This is a genomic window from Streptomyces seoulensis (assembly GCF_004328625.1).
Lineage (GTDB): Bacteria > Actinomycetota > Actinomycetes > Streptomycetales > Streptomycetaceae > Streptomyces > Streptomyces seoulensis.
In genome coordinates this window covers 4,779,147-4,800,082 of the sequence record NZ_CP032229.1, presented here as the reverse complement: position 1 = coordinate 4,800,082, position 20,936 = coordinate 4,779,147, and the positions used below count along the sequence as shown (strand labels likewise).

16 protein-coding genes and 1 riboswitch are annotated in these 20,936 nt (G+C 72.8%); of the genes, 5 read left to right on the top strand and 11 right to left on the bottom strand.

The window, feature by feature from the left end; all coding sequences use genetic code 11:
- Position 1: 1 nt before the first annotated feature.
- From D0Z67_RS22265 to D0Z67_RS22250, 4 genes are all read right to left on the bottom strand, one after another.
- Entirely contained in the window at positions 2-652 is a 651-nt protein-coding gene (locus D0Z67_RS22265; protein WP_031183452.1) for a thymidine kinase, read from the bottom strand.
- Positions 653-702: 50 nt separating this feature from the next.
- A complete protein-coding gene (locus tag D0Z67_RS22260) occupies positions 703-1,890 on the bottom strand; it encodes an alkaline phosphatase family protein (protein WP_031183453.1) in 1,188 nt (395 codons plus the stop codon).
- Positions 1,890-2,486, bottom strand: coding sequence for a DUF5998 family protein (locus D0Z67_RS22255; protein ID WP_031183454.1), 597 nt, complete (start codon positions 2,484-2,486; stop codon positions 1,890-1,892). The genes D0Z67_RS22260 and D0Z67_RS22255 overlap by 1 nt, the downstream gene beginning before the upstream one ends.
- 98 nt (positions 2,487-2,584) lie before the next feature.
- Positions 2,585-5,386, bottom strand: coding sequence for a bifunctional acetate--CoA ligase family protein/GNAT family N-acetyltransferase (locus tag D0Z67_RS22250; protein WP_031183455.1), 2,802 nt, complete (start codon positions 5,384-5,386; stop codon positions 2,585-2,587).
- A 105-nt stretch (positions 5,387-5,491) separates the two neighbouring features.
- On the opposite strand from D0Z67_RS22250, the gene D0Z67_RS22245 reads away from it, so the two are divergent.
- Positions 5,492-5,773, top strand: a complete 282-nt coding sequence (locus D0Z67_RS22245; protein ID WP_031183456.1) for an HPr family phosphocarrier protein — start codon at positions 5,492-5,494, stop codon at positions 5,771-5,773.
- A 174-nt stretch (positions 5,774-5,947) separates the two neighbouring features.
- Here the strand turns inward: D0Z67_RS22245 and D0Z67_RS22240 are convergent, their stop codons facing one another.
- From D0Z67_RS22240 to D0Z67_RS22225, 4 genes are all read right to left on the bottom strand, one after another.
- Entirely contained in the window at positions 5,948-6,631 is a 684-nt protein-coding gene (locus D0Z67_RS22240; RefSeq protein ID WP_031183457.1) for a GntR family transcriptional regulator, read from the bottom strand.
- Positions 6,632-6,818: 187 nt separating this feature from the next.
- Positions 6,819-7,562 (bottom strand): M23 family metallopeptidase, encoded by a 744-nt coding sequence (locus tag D0Z67_RS22235; RefSeq protein WP_031183458.1) that lies wholly within the window; start codon positions 7,560-7,562, stop codon positions 6,819-6,821.
- A 12-nt stretch (positions 7,563-7,574) separates the two neighbouring features.
- Positions 7,575-7,727, bottom strand: a riboswitch (cyclic di-AMP (ydaO/yuaA leader).
- A gap of 223 nt (positions 7,728-7,950) precedes the next feature.
- The gene (locus D0Z67_RS22230) at positions 7,951-9,339 is read right to left on the bottom strand and encodes a M16 family metallopeptidase (protein ID WP_031183459.1); all 1,389 of its coding nucleotides are present in this window, start codon (positions 9,337-9,339) and stop codon (positions 7,951-7,953) included.
- Entirely contained in the window at positions 9,336-10,730 is a 1,395-nt protein-coding gene (locus D0Z67_RS22225; protein WP_031183460.1) for a M16 family metallopeptidase, read from the bottom strand. Before D0Z67_RS22225 ends, D0Z67_RS22230 begins: the two co-directional genes overlap by 4 nt.
- 311 nt (positions 10,731-11,041) lie before the next feature.
- Here D0Z67_RS22225 and D0Z67_RS22220 point away from each other — a divergent pair, with 311 nt between their 5' ends.
- Complete coding sequence (locus D0Z67_RS22220) at positions 11,042-13,495, top strand: DNA gyrase/topoisomerase IV subunit A (RefSeq protein ID WP_031183461.1); 2,454 nt, start codon at positions 11,042-11,044, stop codon at positions 13,493-13,495.
- A gap of 42 nt (positions 13,496-13,537) precedes the next feature.
- Here D0Z67_RS22220 and D0Z67_RS22215 read toward each other — a convergent pair whose 3' ends face one another.
- Both D0Z67_RS22215 and D0Z67_RS22210 read right to left on the bottom strand, forming a co-directional pair.
- Complete coding sequence (locus D0Z67_RS22215) at positions 13,538-14,596, bottom strand: CobW family GTP-binding protein (protein WP_031183462.1); 1,059 nt, start codon at positions 14,594-14,596, stop codon at positions 13,538-13,540.
- Between the two features lie 153 nt (positions 14,597-14,749).
- On the bottom strand, positions 14,750-15,934 hold the full coding sequence (locus tag D0Z67_RS22210; RefSeq protein ID WP_031183463.1) for a citrate synthase/methylcitrate synthase: 1,185 nt from the start codon (positions 15,932-15,934) through the stop codon (positions 14,750-14,752).
- 112 nt (positions 15,935-16,046) lie between these two features.
- On the opposite strand from D0Z67_RS22210, the gene D0Z67_RS22205 reads away from it, so the two are divergent.
- Genes D0Z67_RS22205 through D0Z67_RS22195 form a run of 3 tightly spaced genes read left to right on the top strand, consistent with a single transcriptional unit; the run spans position 16,047 to position 19,981 of the window.
- A complete protein-coding gene (locus tag D0Z67_RS22205) occupies positions 16,047-17,306 on the top strand; it encodes a citrate synthase (RefSeq protein WP_031183464.1) in 1,260 nt (419 codons plus the stop codon).
- 37 nt (positions 17,307-17,343) lie between these two features.
- Positions 17,344-18,285: a sucrase ferredoxin gene (locus D0Z67_RS22200; protein WP_031183465.1), complete on the top strand. Its 942-nt coding sequence runs from the start codon at positions 17,344-17,346 to the stop codon at positions 18,283-18,285.
- A 49-nt stretch (positions 18,286-18,334) separates the two neighbouring features.
- Positions 18,335-19,981: an ATP-binding protein gene (locus tag D0Z67_RS22195; protein WP_051888118.1), complete on the top strand. Its 1,647-nt coding sequence runs from the start codon at positions 18,335-18,337 to the stop codon at positions 19,979-19,981.
- Here the strand turns inward: D0Z67_RS22195 and D0Z67_RS22190 are convergent.
- Positions 19,978-20,934: an IS481 family transposase gene (locus D0Z67_RS22190; RefSeq protein ID WP_131589622.1), complete on the bottom strand. Its 957-nt coding sequence runs from the start codon at positions 20,932-20,934 to the stop codon at positions 19,978-19,980. The two genes, D0Z67_RS22195 and D0Z67_RS22190, sit on opposite strands and share 4 nt — an antisense overlap.
- Positions 20,935-20,936: the final 2 nt, after the last annotated feature.

Genomic DNA, 20,936 nt, shown 5'->3' with positions numbered 1-20,936 from the left:
CTCAGGCGGAGGTCACCGGCAGGACGTCCGGGGAGAGGGCGCCGGCCTGGGCTCCGGCGGCGGTCATCCGGCGGCGGTGGTGGCGGCGGCACAGGACCTCGTAGCCGACGGCGGTGGCGGGGCGGTTGACGTCGCCGACCACCACCTGCTCGCCCTCCACGACCATCTCGCCGCCGACCGTACGGGCGTTGTGCGTGGCGCGGGCGCCGCACCAGCACATCGCCTCGACCTGGAGCGTCTCTATCCGGTCCGCGAGTTCGATCAGGCGCTGGGAGCCGGGGAACAGCTTGGTGCGGAAGTCGGTGGTGATGCCGAACGCGAAGACGTCGAGGTCCAGGTCGTCCACCACCCGGGCGAGCTGGTCGATCTGCTCGGGGCCGAGGAACTGGGCCTCGTCCACGATCACGTAGTCGACCCTGCCGCCGCGTGACATCAGGGCGACGACATGGCCGTACAGGTCCATGCCCGGCATCGCCTCGACCGCGTCGGTGACCAGGCCGAGGCGGGAGGACAGCTTGCCCTCGCCGGCCCGGTCGTCCCGGGTGAAGATCAGGCCCTGGAGTCCTCGCGCCGAGCGGTTGTGCTCGATCTGCAGAGCCAGGGTCGACTTCCCGCAGTCCATCGTTCCGGAGAAGAACACCAGCTCGGACATGAGGGGTTGAGCACCTTTCGGCGAGTGGACGGTGGGGGGTCGGTGGGGGGTCAGGAACGGACTTCGAGGAGGGGGACGAGCTGCTCGGCGGGGGTCATCGAGCCGTGGTTGCCGACCATCAGCGACTCCTTGGGCTCGCGCTCGGAGGCGGTGATCAGCACGTCGTCGTAGGCGGCGGCGACCACGTCACCGATCCTCGGGTACACCCGCTCGTCGACGTGCGGGCCGAACCAGCCGGCCTGGATCGCCTCGTCGCGGGAGGCGATCCAGAAGCGGTCGCCGAGGACCTCGCGCCAGCAGGTCAGCACGTCGTTCGCCGCGCCGGGCACCGCGTACACGTGCCGGGCGCGGCCCTCGCCGCCGAGGAGGGAGACGCCGGCGCGCAGCTCCCAGTCCTCGTCGAAGTCGATGCGGTGCTCCTCGTCGAAGGGGATGTCGATCATGCCGTGGTCGGCGGTGACGTAGAGCGCGCTGCGCGGGGGAAGCCGTTCAGCCAGGCGCTGGGCGAGCCGGTCGACGTACATGAGCTGGCCGCGCCAGGTGTCGGAGCCGACGCCGTAGCGGTGTCCGGCGCCGTCGAGTTCGGCGTAGTACGTGTAGACCAGCGAGCGGTCCCCGGCGGCGAGCTGCTCGGCGGCGAGGTCCATGCGCTCCTCGCCCGCGAGACTGCCGACGAAGGTGCCGCCGCTGAGGGCGACCTTGGTCAGCGGGGTGTGCTGGAAGTGCGGCGAGGACACCTGGGCGGCGTGCACCCCGGCGCGGTCGGCCAGCTCGAACACGGTGGGGTACGGCTGCCAGGCGTGCGGCGGGGTCCAGGGCTGCCAGCGGAGCTGGTTCATCAGCCCGCCGGTCTCCGGGTCGCGCACGGTGTAGCCGGGCAGGCCGTGCGCGCCGGGCGGCAGTCCGGTGCCGACGGAGCCCAGCGAGGTCGCGGTGGTCGCCGGGTAACCGGCGGTGAGGGGGCGGCCGGTGCCGCCGCGCGAGGTACCGAGCAGGGAGTTCAGGAACGGCGCCTCGTCGGGGTGGGCGCGCAGCAGCTCCCAGCCGAGGCCGTCGACGAGGAAGACGCAGACCCGGTCGGCGGGGGTCAGCTCGGTGATCGTCGGGGTCATGCCGGGGACGCCCAGGCCGGCCGCGAGGGTGGGCAGCAGGTCGGCGAGGGAGCCGTGGCCGTACTCGGGCAGCGGGGCGGAGGACAGGGCGAGGGGTTCCAGGGCGTCCCAGGGCGAGGGCTGCATCAGCGGGTGACGTCCGCGGTCGCCTCGGAGATGGACTGCGCGAAGGCGAGCGCCTGGCGCACGGTCTCCGGGCCGTCCCCGGCCTCGCTCACCCGCAGGCTGAGGTCGTCGGCGGTGGAGCTGCCGGTGTAGCCGTGGTCGGCCTCGCAGTTCGGGTCGCCGCAGGCGGCGGGCTCCAGGTCGAGGCGGCTGACCGCGCCCCAGCCGATGGTGAGGACGACCTCGCGGGGCAGGGTGCCCGGCGTGTACTGCTCGGGGTTGGCCACCACCCGGCTGACCACGACGGAGGAGATCCGGCCGATCTTCACGGACTCGGTGGACGTGGTGGCGTACGGCGTCGGGGAGGTGCCGTCGGCGGCCTGCTCGTCGGTGTGGCTGACGAGGAAGCGGTTGGCGGTCAGGACGAGGACGGTGACATGGCGGCGGACCTCGTTCTGGTCGAACGTGGTCTCCTGGTGGACCAGGTACGACTTGACGGCCTCGCCGCCGACAGCGGCCTCCACCGCCTCGGCCACGAGGGCCGGGTAGTAGCCGCTGCGCTCGATCGCCGCGCGAAGCCCCTGGGTCGTCGTACTGGTCTTGGCCATGGCGTCCATCCTAATCCGTGACCAGGTGCACTCCGGGCCAGTCGGGACGACCCGCACACCGGGCCGGCCCGCATCCGGACCTCCTTTGTCCGCCCGGCGGAAGCGGCTCAGTACGTCGGCAGCGTGCGTGGGCCCTGGTCGTTGCGGGCCGGGGGTGGGGCGAGGCGGATGGTGGCGTCGAGGACGGTGGTGCCGTGGGGGGCCACGACGACGGGTTCGAGGGTGATGGCGGTTACCTCGGGGTGGTCGTCGACGAGGCGGGAGACGCGGAGGAGGAGTTCTTCCAGGGCGGGGGTGTCGACGGGGGTGGAGCCGCGCCAGCCGAAGAGGAGGGGGGCGGTGCGGATGGAGCGGATCAGGGAGGTGGCGTCCCGGTCGGTGACGGGGACCAGCCGGTGCGCCATGTCGTCCAGGAGCTGGGAGGCGGCCCCGGCCAGCCCGAAGGACAGCACGGCACCGGCCGCCGGGTCGATGACCGCCCGTACGACGGTGTCGACGCCCCGGGGTGCCATGGCCTGCACCACCGGCCGCAGTTGCTCCGGCGGGCCGAACAGCTCGGTCAACTCGCCGTATGCGCGCCGCAGTTGCTCCTCGTCCGTGAGGTCGAGCCGGACCCCGCCGAGGTCGGCGCGGTGCCGCAGGTGGGGTGCGGTGGCCTTGAGGGCGACCGGGTAGCCGAGGCAGTGGGCGGCGGACGCGGCGGCGTCCGGGGTGGGCGCGAACAGCGCGGGCCGGACGTGGATGCCGTAGGTGGCGAGCAGCTCGCGGGTGTCCTCGGGGCCGACGGCGAACCCCTCGCCCCGTTCCAGCAGCCCGGCGATGATCTCGGCGGCCTTGCGCTCGTCGATGTCGTCGTACTCCGGCACCTTGCCCGGGTCGGCGGCCTCCCGGCGCCACTGCCCGTACCGGACCGCCTCGGCCAGCGCGCGCACCGCGCGTTCGGCGGCGGGGTAGGCCGGGATCAGCCGGGGGCCGTCCTCCTCGGGGGCGCCGTCCGGCACCGGTACGGGAGGCAGCACGGGCGCGCCCGCGCGCGGGGCGGTGCTGGTGGCGGCGGACAGCGCCTCCGCCAGCCCGCCCAGCTCCACGTGCACGACCAGCACCGGCTTCCCCGGGACCGCGGCGGCGGCCGAGCGCAGCGCCTCCGCCAGCTCGGCGTCGCCCGGCGAGCCCTCCCCGATGGCGGGGATGGCGGTGACCACGACGGCGTCGCAGGTGTCGTCCGCGAGGGCGTGGGCGAGCGCCCGGTGGAAGTCGGCGGCGGTGGCGCCGGTGGTCAGGTCCAGCGGGCGGGACGGCCGCAGCCCCTCCGCGAGGCAGCGGTCGTAGGTGAGGATGCCGAGGGACTCGGAGTTGCCGAGGATGGTGACGCGCGGCCCGGCGGGCAGCGGCTGACGGGCCAGCAGCAGCCCGGCGTCGACCAGTTCGGTGATGGTGTCGACCCGGATCACCCCGGCCTGCCGCAGCAGCGCGGACACCGTGGCGTGCGGGAGCCGGGTGGCCCGTACGGCGTGCCCCTGCGGGGCGGACCCCGCGCCCTGCACCACGACGAGCGGCTTGGCGGCGGCGGTGCGCCGGGCGAGCCGGGTGAACTTGCGCGGGTTGCCGATGGACTCCAGGTACATGAGGACGACATCGGTGTCGGGGTCGTCGAACCAGTACTGGAGGAGGTCGTTGCCGGAGACGTCGGCGCGGTTGCCGGAGGAGACGAAGGTGGAGACGCCCGTGACCCCGGTGACCCCTCCCCCGCGCCGGTGCAGCCGGGAGAGGAGGGCTATGCCGATGGCCCCGGACTGGGCGAACATCCCGATCCGGCCCGGCCGGGGCATCTCGGGGGCGAGGGAGGCGTTGAGCCGTACGTCCTCGGCGGTGTTGATGACGCCGAAGGCGTTGGGGCCGATGATCCGCATGCCGTAGGCCCGCGCCTGCCGGACCAGCGCCCGCTGCCGCTCCCGCCCCTCGGGCCCGCTCTCGGCGTACCCGGCGGACAGCACGACGAGCCCCTGCACACCGTGTTCCCCGCACTCGGCGACCACCGAGGGCACCGCGTCGGCCGGCACGGCGACCACGGCGACGTCCACCGGACCCTCGATCTCGCGGACCGAGCGGTACGCGGGCACCCCGTCGACCTCGTGACAGCCGTCCGGGAAGGCGTTGTTGACGGCGTACAGCGGGCCCGCGAACCCCGCGTCCCGGATGTTGCCGAGGACGCTGCGGCCGACCCCGCCGGACGCGCGGCCGACGCCGATGACGGCCACGGAACCGGGGGCGAGCAGCCGCCGCACCGAATGCGCCTCCGCGCGCTGCTCCCGCGCGAGCTGCACGGCCATCGAGCGGTCGGTGGGTTCGAGCCCGAACTCCAGCCGGACCACGCCGTCCTCGAAGCTGCGCTTCTGGGTGTACCCGGCGTCGGTGAACACCTTGATCATCTTGGTGTTGGCGGGCAGCACCTCGGCGGCGAAGCGCCGGATGCCGCGCTCCCGGGCGACGGCCGCGATGTGCTCCAGCAGCGCGGAGGCGACCCCCCGGCCCTGATGGGCGTCCTGCACCAGGAAGGCGACCTCTGCCTCGTCGGCCGGGGCGGAGGCGGCCATGCCGTCGGCGCCGATGCGGTCGTAGCGTACGGTGGCGATGAACTCGCCGCCGACAGTGGCGGCGAGCCCCACCCGGTCCACGAAGTCGTGGTGCGTGAAGCGGTGCACGTCCTTGGCGGAGAGCCGCGGGTACGGCGCGAAGAAGCGGTAGTACTTCGACTCGTCGGACACCTGCTCGTAGAAGCTGACGAGACGGTCGGCGTCGTCGGCGGTGATGGGCCGGATGCGCGCGGTACCGCCGTCGCGCAGCACCACGTCCGCCTCCCAGTGGGCGGGGTACTCGTGCCGGTCCTGCCGGTCCGCCGGGGTCTGCATGGGGCCCAGCGTACGGCTCGCGCGGGCGCGGGGCGCGAGGCAGCGCGCGTTTCCCCGTGTGGGAAACTGGTCTAGACAACCTGAGAGACTGAAGGGCAGCATCACATGGCTGAGCGCCGCGTCAACGTCGGCTGGGCCGAGGGCCTCCACGCCCGCCCCGCTTCCATCTTCGTCCGAGCCGCCACGGCCACAGGCGTCCCGGTCACGATCGCCAAGTCCGGCGGCACCCCGGTCAACGCGGGCTCGATGCTGGCCGTGCTGGGCCTGGGCGCCCAGGGTGGCGAGGAGATCGTCCTCTCCTCCGACGCCGACGGCGCGGAGGCCGCGCTGGACCGCCTGGCCAAGCTGGTCGCCGAGGGCCTGGACGAGCTGCCCGAGACGGTCTGACCGCATTCCCGGCGAGAGCCGCGTCGCCCCTTCGGGGGTGGCGCGGCTTTTGCGTTTCCGTACGGATGGTTCAGGCACCAGGAAAAGCGCACCGCCGGTAATTGACGGCACGCCGGAAAAGGGCAGCACAATTGCCCGGCACGCGAAAATCCCTCTTTGTATACAGCGCCCGTGTTAATTCCGGAGTCCCGCTGTGTTTACAGCATGTTGCGCGTGCCGCGCGCGGTCGGCGGCGGGGGTGCGCAGCCGGTGGGCGAGGGTCGCGCGCTCGGCGTGCAGCGCCGTGACCGCCCGCGCGCGCTCGCCGTCGCCGCGCGCCACCGCGTCCACGATCGCGCCGTGCTCCGCCCAGGTCTCCGGCGGGCTGGCCGGCCCGTCCACGCTGTACATCCAGGCGATCTTGTGGCGGAGCTGGGTGAGCGCCGAGGTCAGCGCATGGCTGCCGCACGCCTGGGCGAGCGTCTCGTGGAACCAGCCGTCCAGCGCGCGCAGGTCGTCGCTGTTGCCGAGCCTGGCCCGCTCCTGACCCAGCCTGACCAGGCCGCGCAGCACCTTCAGATGGGCCTCGGTACGGCGCTGGGCGGCCCGCGCGGCGCCGAGCGGCTCCAGCAGCAGGCGCATCTCCAGCAGGTCGGCGGCCTCCTGCTCGGTGGGCTCGGCCACGCAGGCGCCCGCGTGGCGCCGGGTCACCACGAACCCCTCGGCCTCCAGCGTGCGCAGGGCCTCGCGGACGGGGACGCGGGAGACGCCGTAGCGGCGGGCGAGGACCTCCTCGGTGAGCCGGCCGCCGCGCTCGTGGACCCCGGCGACGATGTCGTCCCGGATCGCCGTGCACACCGAGTGCGCCGGAATACGCATGACCCACCTCCGCCTTAATGCCCGCGAAACGCCGACGACCGCGCTTGTTCCGTGAACTCTATGGCAATGCGCGAGCTTTTCCGATGGCGTACCGGAATCCATGGCTATTTTTTGGACAGCGCCCGGAGGAAAGCGGGCAGCGAAAAGCCCCGGCCGCATGGGCCGGGGCTTTCGCGGGACGGGAGGGTCAGACGTTCACGCCGTGCTTGCGGAGGTAGGCGACGGGGTCGACGTCGGAGCCGTAGTCGGGGCCGGTGCGGGCCTCGAAGTGTAGATGCGGGCCGGTGACATTGCCGGTGGCGCCGGACAGGGCGATCTGCTGGCCCGGAACGACGCGCTGGCCCACGGTGACGCCGATGGACGACAGGTGGCCGTACTGGGTGTACATCCCGTCGGCCATCCTGATCACGATCTCGTTGCCGTACGCGCCGCCCCAGCCGGTGGAGACCACGGTGCCGGCGCCGGCCGCGTGGACCGCGGTGCCGCTGGCGGCGTGGAAGTCGATTCCGGTGTGCGAACCGGACGACCACAGGGAGCTGGAGGACTGGTAGGCGGTGGAGACGTAGGAGCCGGTGACCGGCATGACGAACGAGTTGAGGCGTTCGCGCTCGGCCTTGCGGGCGGCGCGCTCCTTGGCCTCGCGGGCCCGCTCGGCGGCGGCGCGCTCGGCGGCCTCCTCGGCGGCCTTGCGCTCGGCTGTCACCTTCTGGGCGGTGGCCTGAGCGGCGATCTCGTCAGCGAGGGTGTCGCTGACGGCGATGACGGGGGTGAGACCGGTGTCCTGGACGGAGTTGTCCGCGGCGATCGCCGGAGCGGCCGCGAGGGTGCCGACGACACCGGTGGTGAGAGCCGCCACACCGGCCGCGGTCGCGGTGGTGCGCTTGACCCGGCCGGGCTTGCGGTGCTTCCCGGTGGCGCACATGAACGCCATGAGCAGGCTGTTCCTTTCCTTCCCTCTCGCCTACCGGGTTAGCTGACGGGTTCGGAGCAGGAAGGTCTCCTACGGCCACCCTCGCCTCGGCGTGGGCGCCCGATTCACCCCAGGGACTGCGTGGGTCCCCGGCTCCCCCAACGGGGGACTCGGCGATGGCTGTCCGGTGCCGCGGGCGCGGCGCACTGACTGACGAACAGCCCGGATGAAGCTAAAGGGGACGGGAGCAGATCTTCAAACGGGTCCGGACTTTTGTAGCGCATCCCACACACCAGAGGGGTAACCTCCGCCCCAATCCGGACATTTGGTGACCGGCGTTCGATACAACTTCCGAACACAGGTGTGGGCCCCGACGACTTGTGTGTCATCAGGGCCCACTCACATGCGACTACTCGGCCGAGACCACCTTCACCTCGCCGATGCCGAGCGCCTCGACGGGCTCCTTGATCTGGGCCGCGTCGCCCACCAGGACCGTGACCAGCCGGTCGGCCGGGAAGGCGTTCACCACGGCGGCGGTGGCCTCCACGGTGCCGGTGGCCGCCAGCGTGCGGTACAGCTCCGCCTGGAAGTCGTCCGGCAGGTGCTGCTCGACCTGGTCCGCGAGGGTGCCGGCGACGGCGGCGGCCGTCTCGTACTTCAGCGGGGCCACACCGACGAGGTTCTGCACGGCCACGTCCCGCTCGGCGTCGGTCAAGCCCTCGGCGGCCAGCGTGTGCAGCACCGTCCACAGGTCCGCGAGGGCGGGGCCGGTGTTCGGGGTGTCCACGGAGCCGCTGATGGCGAGCATCGAGGCGCCGGTGCCGTCCGGGGCGGAGCGCAGCACCTGGCCGAAGGAGCGCACGCCGTAGGTGTAGCCCTTCTCCTCGCGCAGGACGCGGTCCAGGCGGGAGGTGAGGGTGCCGCCGAGGCAGTAGGTGCCGAGCACCTGGGCCGGCCACACGCGGTCGTGCCGGTCGGAACCGATCCGGCCGATGAGGAGCTGGGTCTGCACGGCGCCGGGCCGGTCGACGATGACCACGCGGCCGGTGTCGTCGGCGGTCACCGGCGGTACCGGGCGGGCCTGGCCGGGGGTGCCGGTCCAGGCGCCCAGGGTCTCGGCGAGCAGCGCGTCGAGGTCGATGCCGTCCAGGTCGCCGACGACCACCGCGGTGGCGGTGGCGGGACGGACATGGCGGTCGTAGAAGGCGCGGACGGCGCCCGCGTCGATCTTCTCGACGGTCTCCTCGGTGCCCTGGCGCGGACGGGACATGCGCGCGGAGGCCGGGAACAGCTCCTTGGACAGCTCCTTCGCGGCGCGCCGGGCCGGGCTGGCCAGCTCGTGCGGGATCTCGTCCAGGCGGTTGCGGACCAGGCGCTCGACCTCGCTCTCGGCGAAGGCGGGGGCGCGCAGGGCGTCCGCGAGCAGGGTGAGGCCCTTCTCCAGGCGGGAGGCGGGCACCTCCAGGCTGAGCCGGACACCGGGGTGGTCGGCGTGCGCGTCCAGGGTGGCGCCGGCCCGCTCCAGCTCGGCGGCGAACTCCTCGGCGGAGTCCTTGTCGGTGCCCTCGGAGAAGGCGCGCGCCATGATCGTGGCGACACCGTCGAGACCGGCCGGCTCGGCGTCCAGGGGGGCGTCGAGCAGTACCTCGACGGCGACGACCTGCTGGCCGGGGCGGTGGCAGCGCAGCACGGTCAGGCCGTTGTCCAGCGTGGAGCGCTCGGGGGCCGGGAAGGCCCACGGCTTGGCCTCGCCGGCCTGCGGCTGGGGGTGGAACTCCATGGGGGCGAGCTCGGTCACTTGGCCGTCTCCTCGTCGTCGTTGCCGGCCTCTACGGTGGCCTCGTGCTCCGGGTCGTCGGGCAGGCCGGTGTCCTCGACCGCCTCCGGGGTCTTCGGCTCGTAGACGAGCACGGCGCGGTTGTCCGGGCGCAGTCGGGCCGCCGCGACCTCGCGCACCTCCTCCGGGGTCACCTCCAGGACGCGCTGGACGGCGGTCAGGGCGAGCTGCGGGTCGCCGAACAGGACGGCGTACCGGCACAGTTCGTCTGCGCGGCCCGCGACCGTGCCGAGGCGGTCCAGCCACTCGCGCTCCAGCTGGGCCTGGGCTCGCTCCATCTCCTCCGGGGTCGGGCCCTCCTCGGCGAAGCGGGCCAGCTCCTCGTCGATCGCGGCCTCGATGACCGGCACCTCGACGTCACCGGAGGTCTTCACGTCCAGCCAGCCCAGCGAGGGCGCGCCGGCCAGCCGGAGCAGCCCGAACCCGGCGGCCACGGCCGTACGGTCGCGGCGCACCAGGCGGTTGTAGATGCGGGAGGACTCGCCGCCGCCGAGGACGGTGAGGGCGAGGTCGGCCGCGTCGGACGCGCGCGTGCCGTCCTCCGGGAGCCGGTAGGCGGCCATCAGGGCGCGCGCCGGGACCTCCTCGACGACGACCTCGCGCAGCTCCTCGCCCATGACCTCGGGCAGCGAGCCGTCGCGCGGGGCGGCCTTGCCGTCGTGGCCGGGGATGGAGCCGAAGTACTTCTCGATCCAGGCCAGCGTCTGCTCGGGGTCGATGTCGCCGACCACGGAGAGCACCGCGTTGTTGGGCGCGTAGTAGGTGCGGAAGAACGCGCGGGCGTCCTCCAGCGTGGCCGCGTCCAGGTCGGCCATGGAGCCGATCGGGGTGTGGTGGTAGGGGTGGCCCTCGGGGTAGGCCATCGCGGTCAGCTTCTCGAAGGCGGTGCCGTAGGGGACGTTGTCGTAACGCTGGCGGCGCTCGTTCTTGACGACGTCGCGCTGGTTCTCCATCGACTCGTCGTCCAGCGCGGCCAGCAGGGAGCCCATCCGGTCGGCCTCGAGCCACAGGGCGAGTTCGAGTTGGTGGGCGGGCATCGTCTCGAAGTAGTTGGTGCGTTCGAAGCTCGTCGTGCCGTTGAGCGAGCCGCCGGCGCCCTGCACCAGCTCGAAGTGGCCGTTGCCCTTGACCTGGCCGGACCCCTGGAACATCAAGTGCTCGAAGAGGTGCGCGAGGCCGGTGCGGCCCGCGACCTCGTGGCGGGAGCCGACGTCGTACCAGAGGCAGACCGCCGCGACCGGGGTCAGGTGGTCCTCGGAGAGCACCACGCGCAGACCGTTGGCCAGGCGGTGTTCGGTCGCTGTCAGGCCCCCGGAGCCTGCCTGGGCGGTGGTCGTGTGACCCATGGGCATGTACGTCCCTTCGCAAGCGGTGGCGGTCGAGTAAAACCGCGGTTTTCCTGCCGTTCCTGCCACTGTATGCAAACCGCGCGAGGGCCCGGCGGAGTTCCCGCCCGACGTACGCCCACAGCGGATCGACTAGCCTGCGTCAGGCGTGCTCATGGCGAGCGCGCTCCCGGCCGGCGTACGGCGGTGGAGCGCCGGGCCGCCGAGCACCGCGGACGGACCCGCACGGACCGGGTCGCGGCCCGCGTTGTCAGTGCCCCGGTCCACAATGGTCCGCGTCCGATCCGTCCCACGCCTTCAGCAAGGAGCCGGCAGCGATGGCCCGCCGCAGCACCAAGACCCCGCCGCCCGACGACTCGTACGAGGAGAAGATCCTCGACATCGACGTCGTGGACGAGATGCGCGGCTCCTACCTCGAATACGCGTACTCGGTCATCTACTCGCGTGCTCTGCCGGACGCCCGGGACGGTCTGAAGCCGGTGCACCGCCGCATCGTCTACCAGATGAACGAGATGGGCCTGCGCCCCGAGCGCGCCTACGTGAAGTGCGCGCGCGTGGTCGGCGAGGTCATGGGCAAGCTGCACCCGCACGGCGACGCGTCGATCTACGACGCGCTGGTGCGCATGGCGCAGCCCTTCTCGATGCGCGTCCCGCTGGTCGACGGACACGGCAACTTCGGCTCCCTGGGCAACGACGACCCGCCGGCCGCCATGCGGTACACCGAGTGCCGGATGGCCGCCGCCGCGAGCCTGATGACGGAGTCCATCGACGAGGACACCGTCGACTTCGCGCCGAACTACGACGGCCAGGAGCAGGAACCGGTCGCGCTCCCCGCCGCCTTCCCGAACCTGCTGGTCAACGGCTCCTCCGGTATCGCGGTCGGCATGGCGACGAACATGGCGCCGCACAACCTGCGCGAGGTCATCGCGGCCGCCCGCCACCTGATCCGGCACCCGAACGCGGACCTGGACGCCCTGATGCGCCACGTCCCGGGCCCCGACCTGCCCACCGGCGGCCGGATCGTCGGCCTGGACGGCATCCGGGACGCGTACGCGACCGGCCGCGGCTCCTTCAAGATGCGCGCGACCGTGGCCATCGAGGCGGTGACCGCCCGCCGCAAGGGCCTGGTCGTCACCGAACTGCCCTTCGCGGTCGGCCCGGAGAAGGTCATCGCGAAGATCAAGGACCTGGTCAACGCGAAGAAGATCCAGGGCATCGCTGACGTCAAGGACCTCACCGACCGCGAGCACGGCCTGCGCCTGGTCATCGAGATCAAGAACGGCTTCGTGCCGGAGGCGATCCTGGAGCAGCTCTACAAGCTGACCCCCATGGAGGAGTCCTTCGGCATCAACAACGTGGCGCTGGTGGACGGCCAGCCGCTCACGCTGGGCCTGAAGGAGCTGCTGGAGGTCTACCTCGACCACCGCTTCGACGTGGTGCGCCGGCGCAGCGAGTTCCGCCGCACCAAGCGCCGCGACCGCCTCCACCTGGTCGAGGGCCTGCTGACCGCACTCGTCGACATCGACGAGGTCATCCGGGTCATCCGGTCCAGCGAGAACTCCGCGCAGGCCAAGGAGCGCCTGATGGAGCGCTACGGCCTGAGTGACATCCAGACCCAGTACATCCTCGACACGCCGCTGCGCCGCCTCACCAAGTACGACCGGATCGAGCTGGAGGCGGAGAAGGACCGGCTCAACCAGGAGATCGAGGAGCTGACCCGCATCCTCGACTCGGACGCGGAGCTGCGCAAGCTGGTGTCGGGCGAACTGGCCGAAGTGGCCAAGAAGTTCGGCTCCGACCGGCGCACGGTCCTGCTGGAGTCGGCGGCCTCCCAGGTGGCCACGGTGCCGCTCCAGGTGGCCGACGACCCGTGCCGGGTGCTGCTGTCCTCGACCGCGCTGCTGGCCCGTACGACCGGTGCCGAGCCGCTCTCGCGGGAGGGCGGCCGGGTGAAGCACGACGTGATCGTCTCCTCGGTGCCGGCGACCGCGCGGGGTGAGATCGGGGCGGTGACGTCGAGCGGGCGCCTGCTGCGGATCAACGTGGTCGACCTGCCCCAGCTGCCGGACACCGCGAACGCGCCGAACCTCTCCGGCGGGGCGCCGCTGGCCGAGTTCGTGTCCCTGGAGGGCGACGAGACCGTGGTCTGCCTGACCACGCTGGACGAGACCTCGCCCGGCCTCGCGATCGGCACCGAGCAGGGCGTCGTCAAGCGGGTGTTGCCCGACTACCCGTCCAACAAGGACGAGTTGGAGGTCATCAGCCTGCGGGAAGGTGACCGGATCGTCGGCGCGGTGGAGCTGCGCACCGGCGAGGAGGACCTGGTCTTCATCTCCGACGACGCCCAGCTCCTGCGCTATCAGGCGTCCCAGGTCCGCCAGCAGGGCCGTCCGGCGGGCGGTGTGGCGGGCATCAAGCTCACCGAGGGCGCCAAGGTGATCTCGTTCACGGCGGTCGACCCGGCCGTGGACGCGGTGGTGTTCACGGTGGCGGGCTCGCGGGGCACGCTGGACGACTCGGTGCAGACGACGGCCAAGCTGACCCCGTTCGACCAGTTCCCGCGCAAGGGCCGGGCGACCGGCGGGGTGCGCTGCCAGCGGTTCCTGAAGGGCGAGGACTGCCTCGCGCTCGCCTGGGCGGGTCCCGCCCCGGCACGGGCGGCCCAGAAGACCGGGCTGCCCGTGGAACTGCCGGAGCCGGACCCGCGGCGCGACGGGTCGGGGACGTCGCTGGCGAAGACGGTGTCGGTGGTGGCGGGGCCGGTGGTCTAGCGGAGGGCTCCGCGTTGTGCCGGGCGCTGGGATGAGCCGCCGCTACGGTGTGCCGGGTTCGTCCTCGGAGCCCGGCACGTAGCGGAGTACGCCCCACATGGCCTGATCGTCGTCCCCGGCGGTCTCTTCGGCGCCGCCCCGGCAGGCGTCCAGCTCCTTGGCCAGGGCGTCGGCGTCGATGCCGGTGCCGATCAGGACGAGCTGGGTGAGCCGGTCCGCGCCGGACGGCCAGGGCTCGGGCAGAAAGCGCAGGAAGCGGCCGACGGCGTGTACGGCGTACCGGTTCGCGGGGTCGTGGGCGCCGAAGTCGACGTATCCCTTGATCCGGTACAGGCCCTCCGGGCGGGCGTCCAGGAAGCGCATCAGGGCGCGGGGGTCCATGGGGGCGTCCGAGGTGAGGGACAGGGTGTCGTAGGCGGAGTGCAGATGTCCGCCGCCCTCGTGCTCGCCGCCGTGGCTGTGCAGGTCGTCGAAGGACAGCTGGCCCACGCGCTCCTCGCTGGGGCGGCAGTCGAAGAGGAACTCCGGGTCGACGCGGCCGTAGGTGGCGGGGAGTACGGCGCCCTCGGTGAGTTCGCGGACCAGGGCGAGGACGCGGTCGGCGTCGGGTGCGCGGTCGAGCTTGTTGACGACGACGAGGTCGGCCAGTGCGAGATGCCGGTCGATCTCGGGGTGCCGGGCGCGGGTGTCGTCGAACTCGGCGGCGTCCACCACCTCCACGAGCCCGCCGTACCTGATCTCCGGCTGCTCGCTGGCCAGCACCATCCGCACCAGTTCCTGTGGCTCGGCGAGCCCGCTGGCCTCGATGACGATCACGTCGATCCCGGCGGCGGGGGCGGCGAGCCTGGCCAGGTAGGTGTCCAGCTCGCTCGCGTCGACCGCGCAGCACAGGCAGCCGTTGCCGAGCGACACGGTGGAGTCGCCGAGCGCCCCGGCGACGGCCATCGCGTCGATCTCGATCGACCCGAAGTCATTGACGACGGCCCCGATCCGGCTGCCCCCGCTGCGGTGCAGCAGATGGTTGAGCAACGTCGTCTTCCCGGACCCCAGGAACCCGGCCAGCACGACGACCGGGATCTGCGCGTTACGGCTGTTCGCCAACGGGTGGCACCCTTCCCACGGTTCTCGCCGGGCGCCGCCCCCGGCGTGCGGCCGTGTGGCGTCCGGTGGACGGACTGTCCGACCAGGATACGAAGGGGGCGGGGAGCTGTGGCGGTACGAGGGGGCGCCTCAGCGGGGGGGCGGCGAGGGGGCTCAGGTACGGGCGGGCACCGGGGTCGGCGCCGCCGGGACGGGCACGGGTGCCCGGGGGCCGACGTAGCGGGCCACAGGCCGGATGATCTTCGGGTCGGCCGCCTGCTCCAGGATGTTGGCGCTCCAGCCGACGACGCGTCCGGCGGCGAAGGTCGGGGTGAACATCTCCCTGGGCAGACCGCACAGTTCCATGACCACTCCGGCGTAGAACTCCACGTTGGTGTGCAGTTCACGGCCCGGCTTGAGATCGGCGAGGATCGCCTCGACCTGCCGCTCGACCTCCACCGCGAACTCGACACGCGGGCCGCCGAAGCCGAGGGCGATCTCGCGGAGCATGCGGGAACGGGGGTCTTCGGTCCGGTAGACGGCGTGGCCGAAGCCCATGATCCGGTCACCGGCGAGGACGCGTTCGCGGACCCAGGGGTCGATCCGGTCGGGGGTGCCGATCGCGTCGAGGGTGTCGAGGGCGCGGCTGGGCGCTCCGCCGTGGAGGGGGCCGGAGAGCGCGCCGAGGGCGCCGACCAGGCAGGCGGCCACGTCGGCGCCGGTGGAGGCGATGACGCGGGCGGTGAAGGTTGACGCGTTGAAACCGTGGTCAATGGTGGAGATGAGATATTGCTCGACCGCACGGGCCTGTCGGGCTCCGGGTTCCTCGCCGGTCAACATGTACAGGTAGTTGGCGGCGTACGACAGATCAATGCGGGGCTCGACCGGCTCAAGTCCCTGTCCGAGCCGGTAAAGCGCAGTGAGAAGCGTGGGCACGGCGGCACAGGCGGCGAGGGTGTCCGTACGGCGCCGGTCCGCGTCGATGTCGTACACGGGCCGGAAGCCCCGGGCCGCGCCGAGCAGGGACAGGGCCGTACGGAGTCCGGCGAGCGGGCCGGCGGCGCGGCTCGCGGCGGCGACGGCGGGCAGCGCCTCGCGGACCTCCTCGGGGAGGTGCCGCAATCCGGCGACCTCGGCGGTGAAGGCGGCCCGCCGGCCGGGGTCGGGGAGGTCGCCGTGGACCAGGAGGTGCCAGACGTCCTCGAAGCCGCGGGTGCGGGCGAGTTCGACGGCGGAGTACTGGCGGTAGTGGTAGAAGCCCTCGGTCCCCCGGACGTCGCCGATCTCGGTGTCGGTGACGACGACACCGGCGAGTCCGCGCGGTACCTGGACGAGGGGTGCGGTCCTGTTGCTGGACATCATGTTCCTCCCTGAACTTGATCCGACTGTCCATGCTTGACCAGTTTCCTGTCAACGTTGATTTAATCAATGTCAACCATCCATCTGTCCAGAGAGGGCTACCGTGACCCTCATGCGCGCTCACGAACTCGCCCCGAGCCGGCCCGAAGGGCGGCTGACCACCAAGGAGACCGCCGAATTCCTCGGCGTGAAGCCGGAGACGGTCTACGCCTACGTGAGCCGGGGCCTGCTCAGCAGCAGACGCGAACCCGGCAGCCGCGCCAGCACCTTCGACGCACAGGAGGTGACGGACCTGGCCCGGCGCAACAGGCGCGAGGCGGCGGCAAGTTCGGCCTCCGGCGTCGACCTGTCGGTGCGGACCGGCATCACCTTGATCGAGGAGGGCCGGTACTACTTCCGTGGGGTCGACGCCACGGAGCTGACCGCGCATCACTCGTTCGAGGAGGTCACGGAGTGGCTGTGGACCGGCCGGCTCGTCCCCGACGCCACCTTCACCGCGCCGGACTCGACCATGGACGCCGCCCGTCGCGCCGTGAACGCCCTGCCCGCGCACACCTCCCCCACCGACCGTCTGCGCGCCGCGGCCATCGCCGCGTCGGCCGAGGACCCGCTGCGCTTCGACCTCTCCGAGGAGTCCGTGCTCGGCGCGGGACGCGTACTCATCCCGACACTCGTCGGTGCTCTCCCGAAGGCCCGCCGCGACCATCCCGACGACGGCCCGCTGGCCCACCGCCTGTGGCGCAGGCTGACCGGCCGTCCCTCCGACGACGCCTCGCTTCGGGTGCTGGACACCGCCCTCGGACTCCTCGCCGACCACGACCTGGCCGCCTCCACCCTCGCGGTCCGGGTCGCCGCCTCGGCCCGCGCGCACGCCTACGCGGCGGTGTCGGCCGGGCTCGGCGCTCTGGAGGGCCCGCTGCACGGCGCGGCCAGCGGCCTGGCCCACCGGCTGCTGCTCGAAGTCCTCGACCAGGGCACCGCGGGCCCCGTGATCGCCGCCGAACTCCGGGCCGGCCGCCGCGTCCCCGGCCTGGGCCACCGCCTCTACCCCGGCGAGGACCCGCGCGCGCAGGCGCTGTTCGGGCTGCTGGAGCAACTCCCGGCGGCGGAGCCCGCCCTGCTCGCGGCGCGGGACATCGTCGCCACCACCGCCCGGCACACCCCGCTGCACGCCAACGTGGACCTCGCCCTGGCCGTCTTCACCGCTTCCCACGGCATGCCCGACACGGCGGGCGAGACCCTCTTCGCCGTGGCCAGGACCGCGGGCTGGATCGCGCACGCCCTGGAGGAGTACGGCGAACGCCCGCTGCGCATGCGCCCGAGCGGCCAGTACGTCGGCCCGCGACCCCCGCGACCGTTGCCCGAACCCTGAGTCGTACCCACCCACAAGTCAGGTTAGGCTCACCTGTGTGAGTAGGTGTGCGACCGTCTCCCGGAACCTCGACGAGCCCGTTTCCGGCACGGCGGCCACGGCGACGACGTGGCTGCTGCTGGAACAGCCGGGCCCCTGGGGCGCGAAAGCGCTGACCGCCAGCCATCTGGACCCCGCGCTGGGCCGCGCCCTGGAGGCCGCCGCCAAGGACACCGGCGTACGGGTGGCGCTGATCAGACGCCCCGGCCGCCACGCCGACCCCGGCACACCGCCCGTACGGCAGGTGTATGTGGCCCACACCGTTCCGGGAAACGTGTGGCTGTACGGCACCACCACCAGCGACCCGCGCCGGCTCCTCGGCCTGGACTTCGCCGCCCTGGGCGCGGGCGACCCACGCTCCTTCGCGTCGGTGCTCGGCGGACGCCCGCAGACCGGTGACCCGCTCGCGCTGGTGTGCACCAACGGCAAGCGCGACCGCTGCTGCGCCCTGCTGGGCCGCCCGCTGGCCGCAGAGCTGACCGCGTCCGACGTGCCCGGCGTCTGGGAGGTCACTCATCTGGGTGGTCATCGCTTCGCCCCGACCGTGCTCGTGCTGCCGTACGGATACGCCTACGCCCGCGCGGAGGCGCACACGGTCAAGGAGGCCCTGCACCGCGCCCAGGACGGGCAGGTGCTGCTGGAGGACTGCCGCGGCCGCTCCGCCTGGGACCGCCCCGGCCAGGCCGCCGAACTGGCCGTACGGGCGGCGACGGCCGAGTACACGGCGGACGCGCTCCATGTCGTGCTGACCGAGGGCGCCGCACCGCGCTGGGAGGTCACCGTCGGCCACACCGACGGCCGGGGCTGGCAGGTGACCGTGGCCCAGACCGCCGCGCTGCCGCCGCGCCCGGAGAGCTGCGGGGTGGACGTGCTGGGCACCCCCGCGCGGATGGACGTCGTCGGCATCAGGGCGCTGCACACGGCGGCCCTGACGGGCTGACACGGCGCCCGCCCTGGGAGGCGCGCGCGGTTCCGCGTACCGTCTCGGCATGCCTCCCACTCCCCCGGCCCGCCGTCCGCGACTCGGTCTGCCCCGGCGGGCGTTCGCGCAGGTCCTGCTCACCCAGGTGACGATCGCGGCCGGGGTCGCGGTCCTGGCGACCGGGCTCTTCCTGGCGCCGCTCAGCGGACAGCTGGACCAGGAGGCGATGCGCCGGGCGCTGGTCATCGCGCAGACCACCGCGCAGGACCCGGCGATCGCCGAGGGCGTCCTGCGTACCCGGCCCACCGCCGACGGGCCGGTGCAGCGGGAGGCCGAGCGGATCAGGCGGGCCACGCACGCCGAGTACATCGTGGTGATGGACGCGCGGGGCACCCGCTGGTCCCACCCGACCACCCGGGAGGTCGGCCGCCGCGTCTCCACCGACCCCAGCCGCGCCCTGTCCGGCCGCCAGGTGATGGAGATCGACCGGGGCACCCTGGGCCGCTCCGCGCGTGGCAAGGTGCCGCTGTACGACGCCGGGCACCGGATCGTCGGCGCGGTCTCGGTGGGCATCGCGTACGACAGCGTGCGCGCCGGGCTGCTCGGCGCGATCCCCGGCCTGCTGGCGTACGCCGGGGGCGCGTTGGCGGTGGGTGCGCTGGCCGCCTGGCTGATCTCGCGCCGGGTGCACCGGCAGACCCGTGACCTGGCCTTCTCCGACATCTCGGCGCTGCTCGCGGAGCGCGAGGCGATGCTGCACGGCATCCGGGAGGGCGTGGTCGCACTCGACCGCGGCGGCCGGATACGGCTACTCAACGACGAGGCGGGCCGGTTGCTCGGCATCGGGGACGAGGCCGTGGGGCGCTCCCCGGACGAGGCGCTCGGCGCGGGCCGTACGACGGACGTCCTGGCCGGCCGGGTGACCGGCACCGATCTGCTGACCGTGCGCGGCCGGCGCGTCCTGGTCGCCAACCGGATGCCCACCGAGGACGGCGGCGCGGTGGCCACCCTGCGCGACCGCACCGAGCTGGAGCGCCTCGGCCGCGAACTCGACTCCACACACGGCCTGATCGACGCCCTGCGCGCCCAGGACCACGAGCACGCCAACCGCATGCACACCCTGCTCGGGCTGCTGGAGCTGGAGATGTACGACGACGCGGCGGAGTTCATCGGAGAGCTGGTCGGCGAGCACCGGGCGACGGCCGAGCAGGTCACGGAGCGGATCGAGGACCCGTTGCTGGCCGCGCTGCTGGTGGGCAAGGCGACCGTCGCCGCCGAGCGCGGGGTGGCGCTCAGGCTGTCGGAGGAGACCTGGCTGCCGGACCGGCTGATCGACCCGCGCGGCCTGGTCACCGTGGTGGGCAATCTGGTGGACAACGCGCTCGACGCCGTCGCGGGCACCCCGCACGCGCGCGTGGAGGCCGAGTTGCGCCCCGAGGGCCGCACCGTGGTCCTCCGGGTACGGGACACCGGTCCGGGCGTGCCCGAGGAGCAGCGGGAGTCGGTGTTCACGGAGGGCTGGTCCACCAAGGAGCCGCCCGCGCACGGCAAGCGCGGCATCGGCCTGTCGCTGGTGCGGCGCCTGGCCGAACGCCAGGGCGGCTCGGCCTCGGTGGGCGCGGCGGCGGGCGGTGGCGCGGAGTTCACGGTGGTGCTGCCGGACGCGCTGGGCGATCCGGTGGCCCCGGCGGCGGAGGAGGCGCGGGGGCTCTAGGTGTATTGACCCGCAGGGTTGTTCACACGGTTGATGGGTGGGTGGCCGCCGAGTGCGGTGTGGCAGCGGTGGTGGTTGTAGGTGTGGAGGAAGTCTGTCAGAGCTTCGGTGCGTTCGGTGTTGGTGGTGTAGGGCCGCTGGTAGGCCCATTCGTCGAGCAGGGTGCGGTTGAAGCGTTCGACCTTGCCGTTGGTCTGCGGCCGGTAGATGCGGGTGAGTTTGCCGGCCGCGCCGAGGTCGGCCAGTGCCTGTTGCCAGGCGAAGCTCTTGCGGTAGGGCCAGGCGTTGTCGGTCAGGACCCGCTCGATGCGGGTGATGCCGTGCTCGGCGAAGAAGGCTGCGGCCCGCCGTAGGAAGTCGGCGCAGGTGAGGGCCTTCTCGTCCGCGTGGACCTCGCTGTAGGCCAGGCGGGAGTGATCGTCGACGGCGGAATGGATGTAGTCGAAGCCCACGCTGTTGCGCCGGGCCCGGCCGGCCTGCCGGCCCAGCACCTTGTGGCCGCCGCCGTCGGGGATGCGGCCGAGCTTCTTGACGTCGACGTGGACCAGCTCGCCGGGACGGGCGCGTTCGTAGCGGCGGATGACCTGCCCGGTGGGGCGGTCGATGAACGCCAGGCGGTTCAGGCCGTGCCGGAGCAGGATGCGGTGCACGGTGGAGGCGGGCAGGCCCAGGACCGGCCCGATGCGTGCCGGGCCCAGCTTGCGCTCTTGTCGCAGCCTGCAGACCTGCGCCTCGGTGGCGGCTGCGGTCCGGTGCGGTGTCGTGCGGGGACGGCTGGAGCGGTCGAGGAGTCCGCTCTCGCCCTCTGAGTGCCAGCGCCGGATCCACTTGTGGGCTGTGGGACGGGAGATGCCCATCTCGGCGGCGACATGGGCGACGGGACGGCCGGAGCGGACACGTTCGACGAGCAGTCGCCTGCCGTGAACGGTCAGCCGGGCATTACGGTGGGACACGA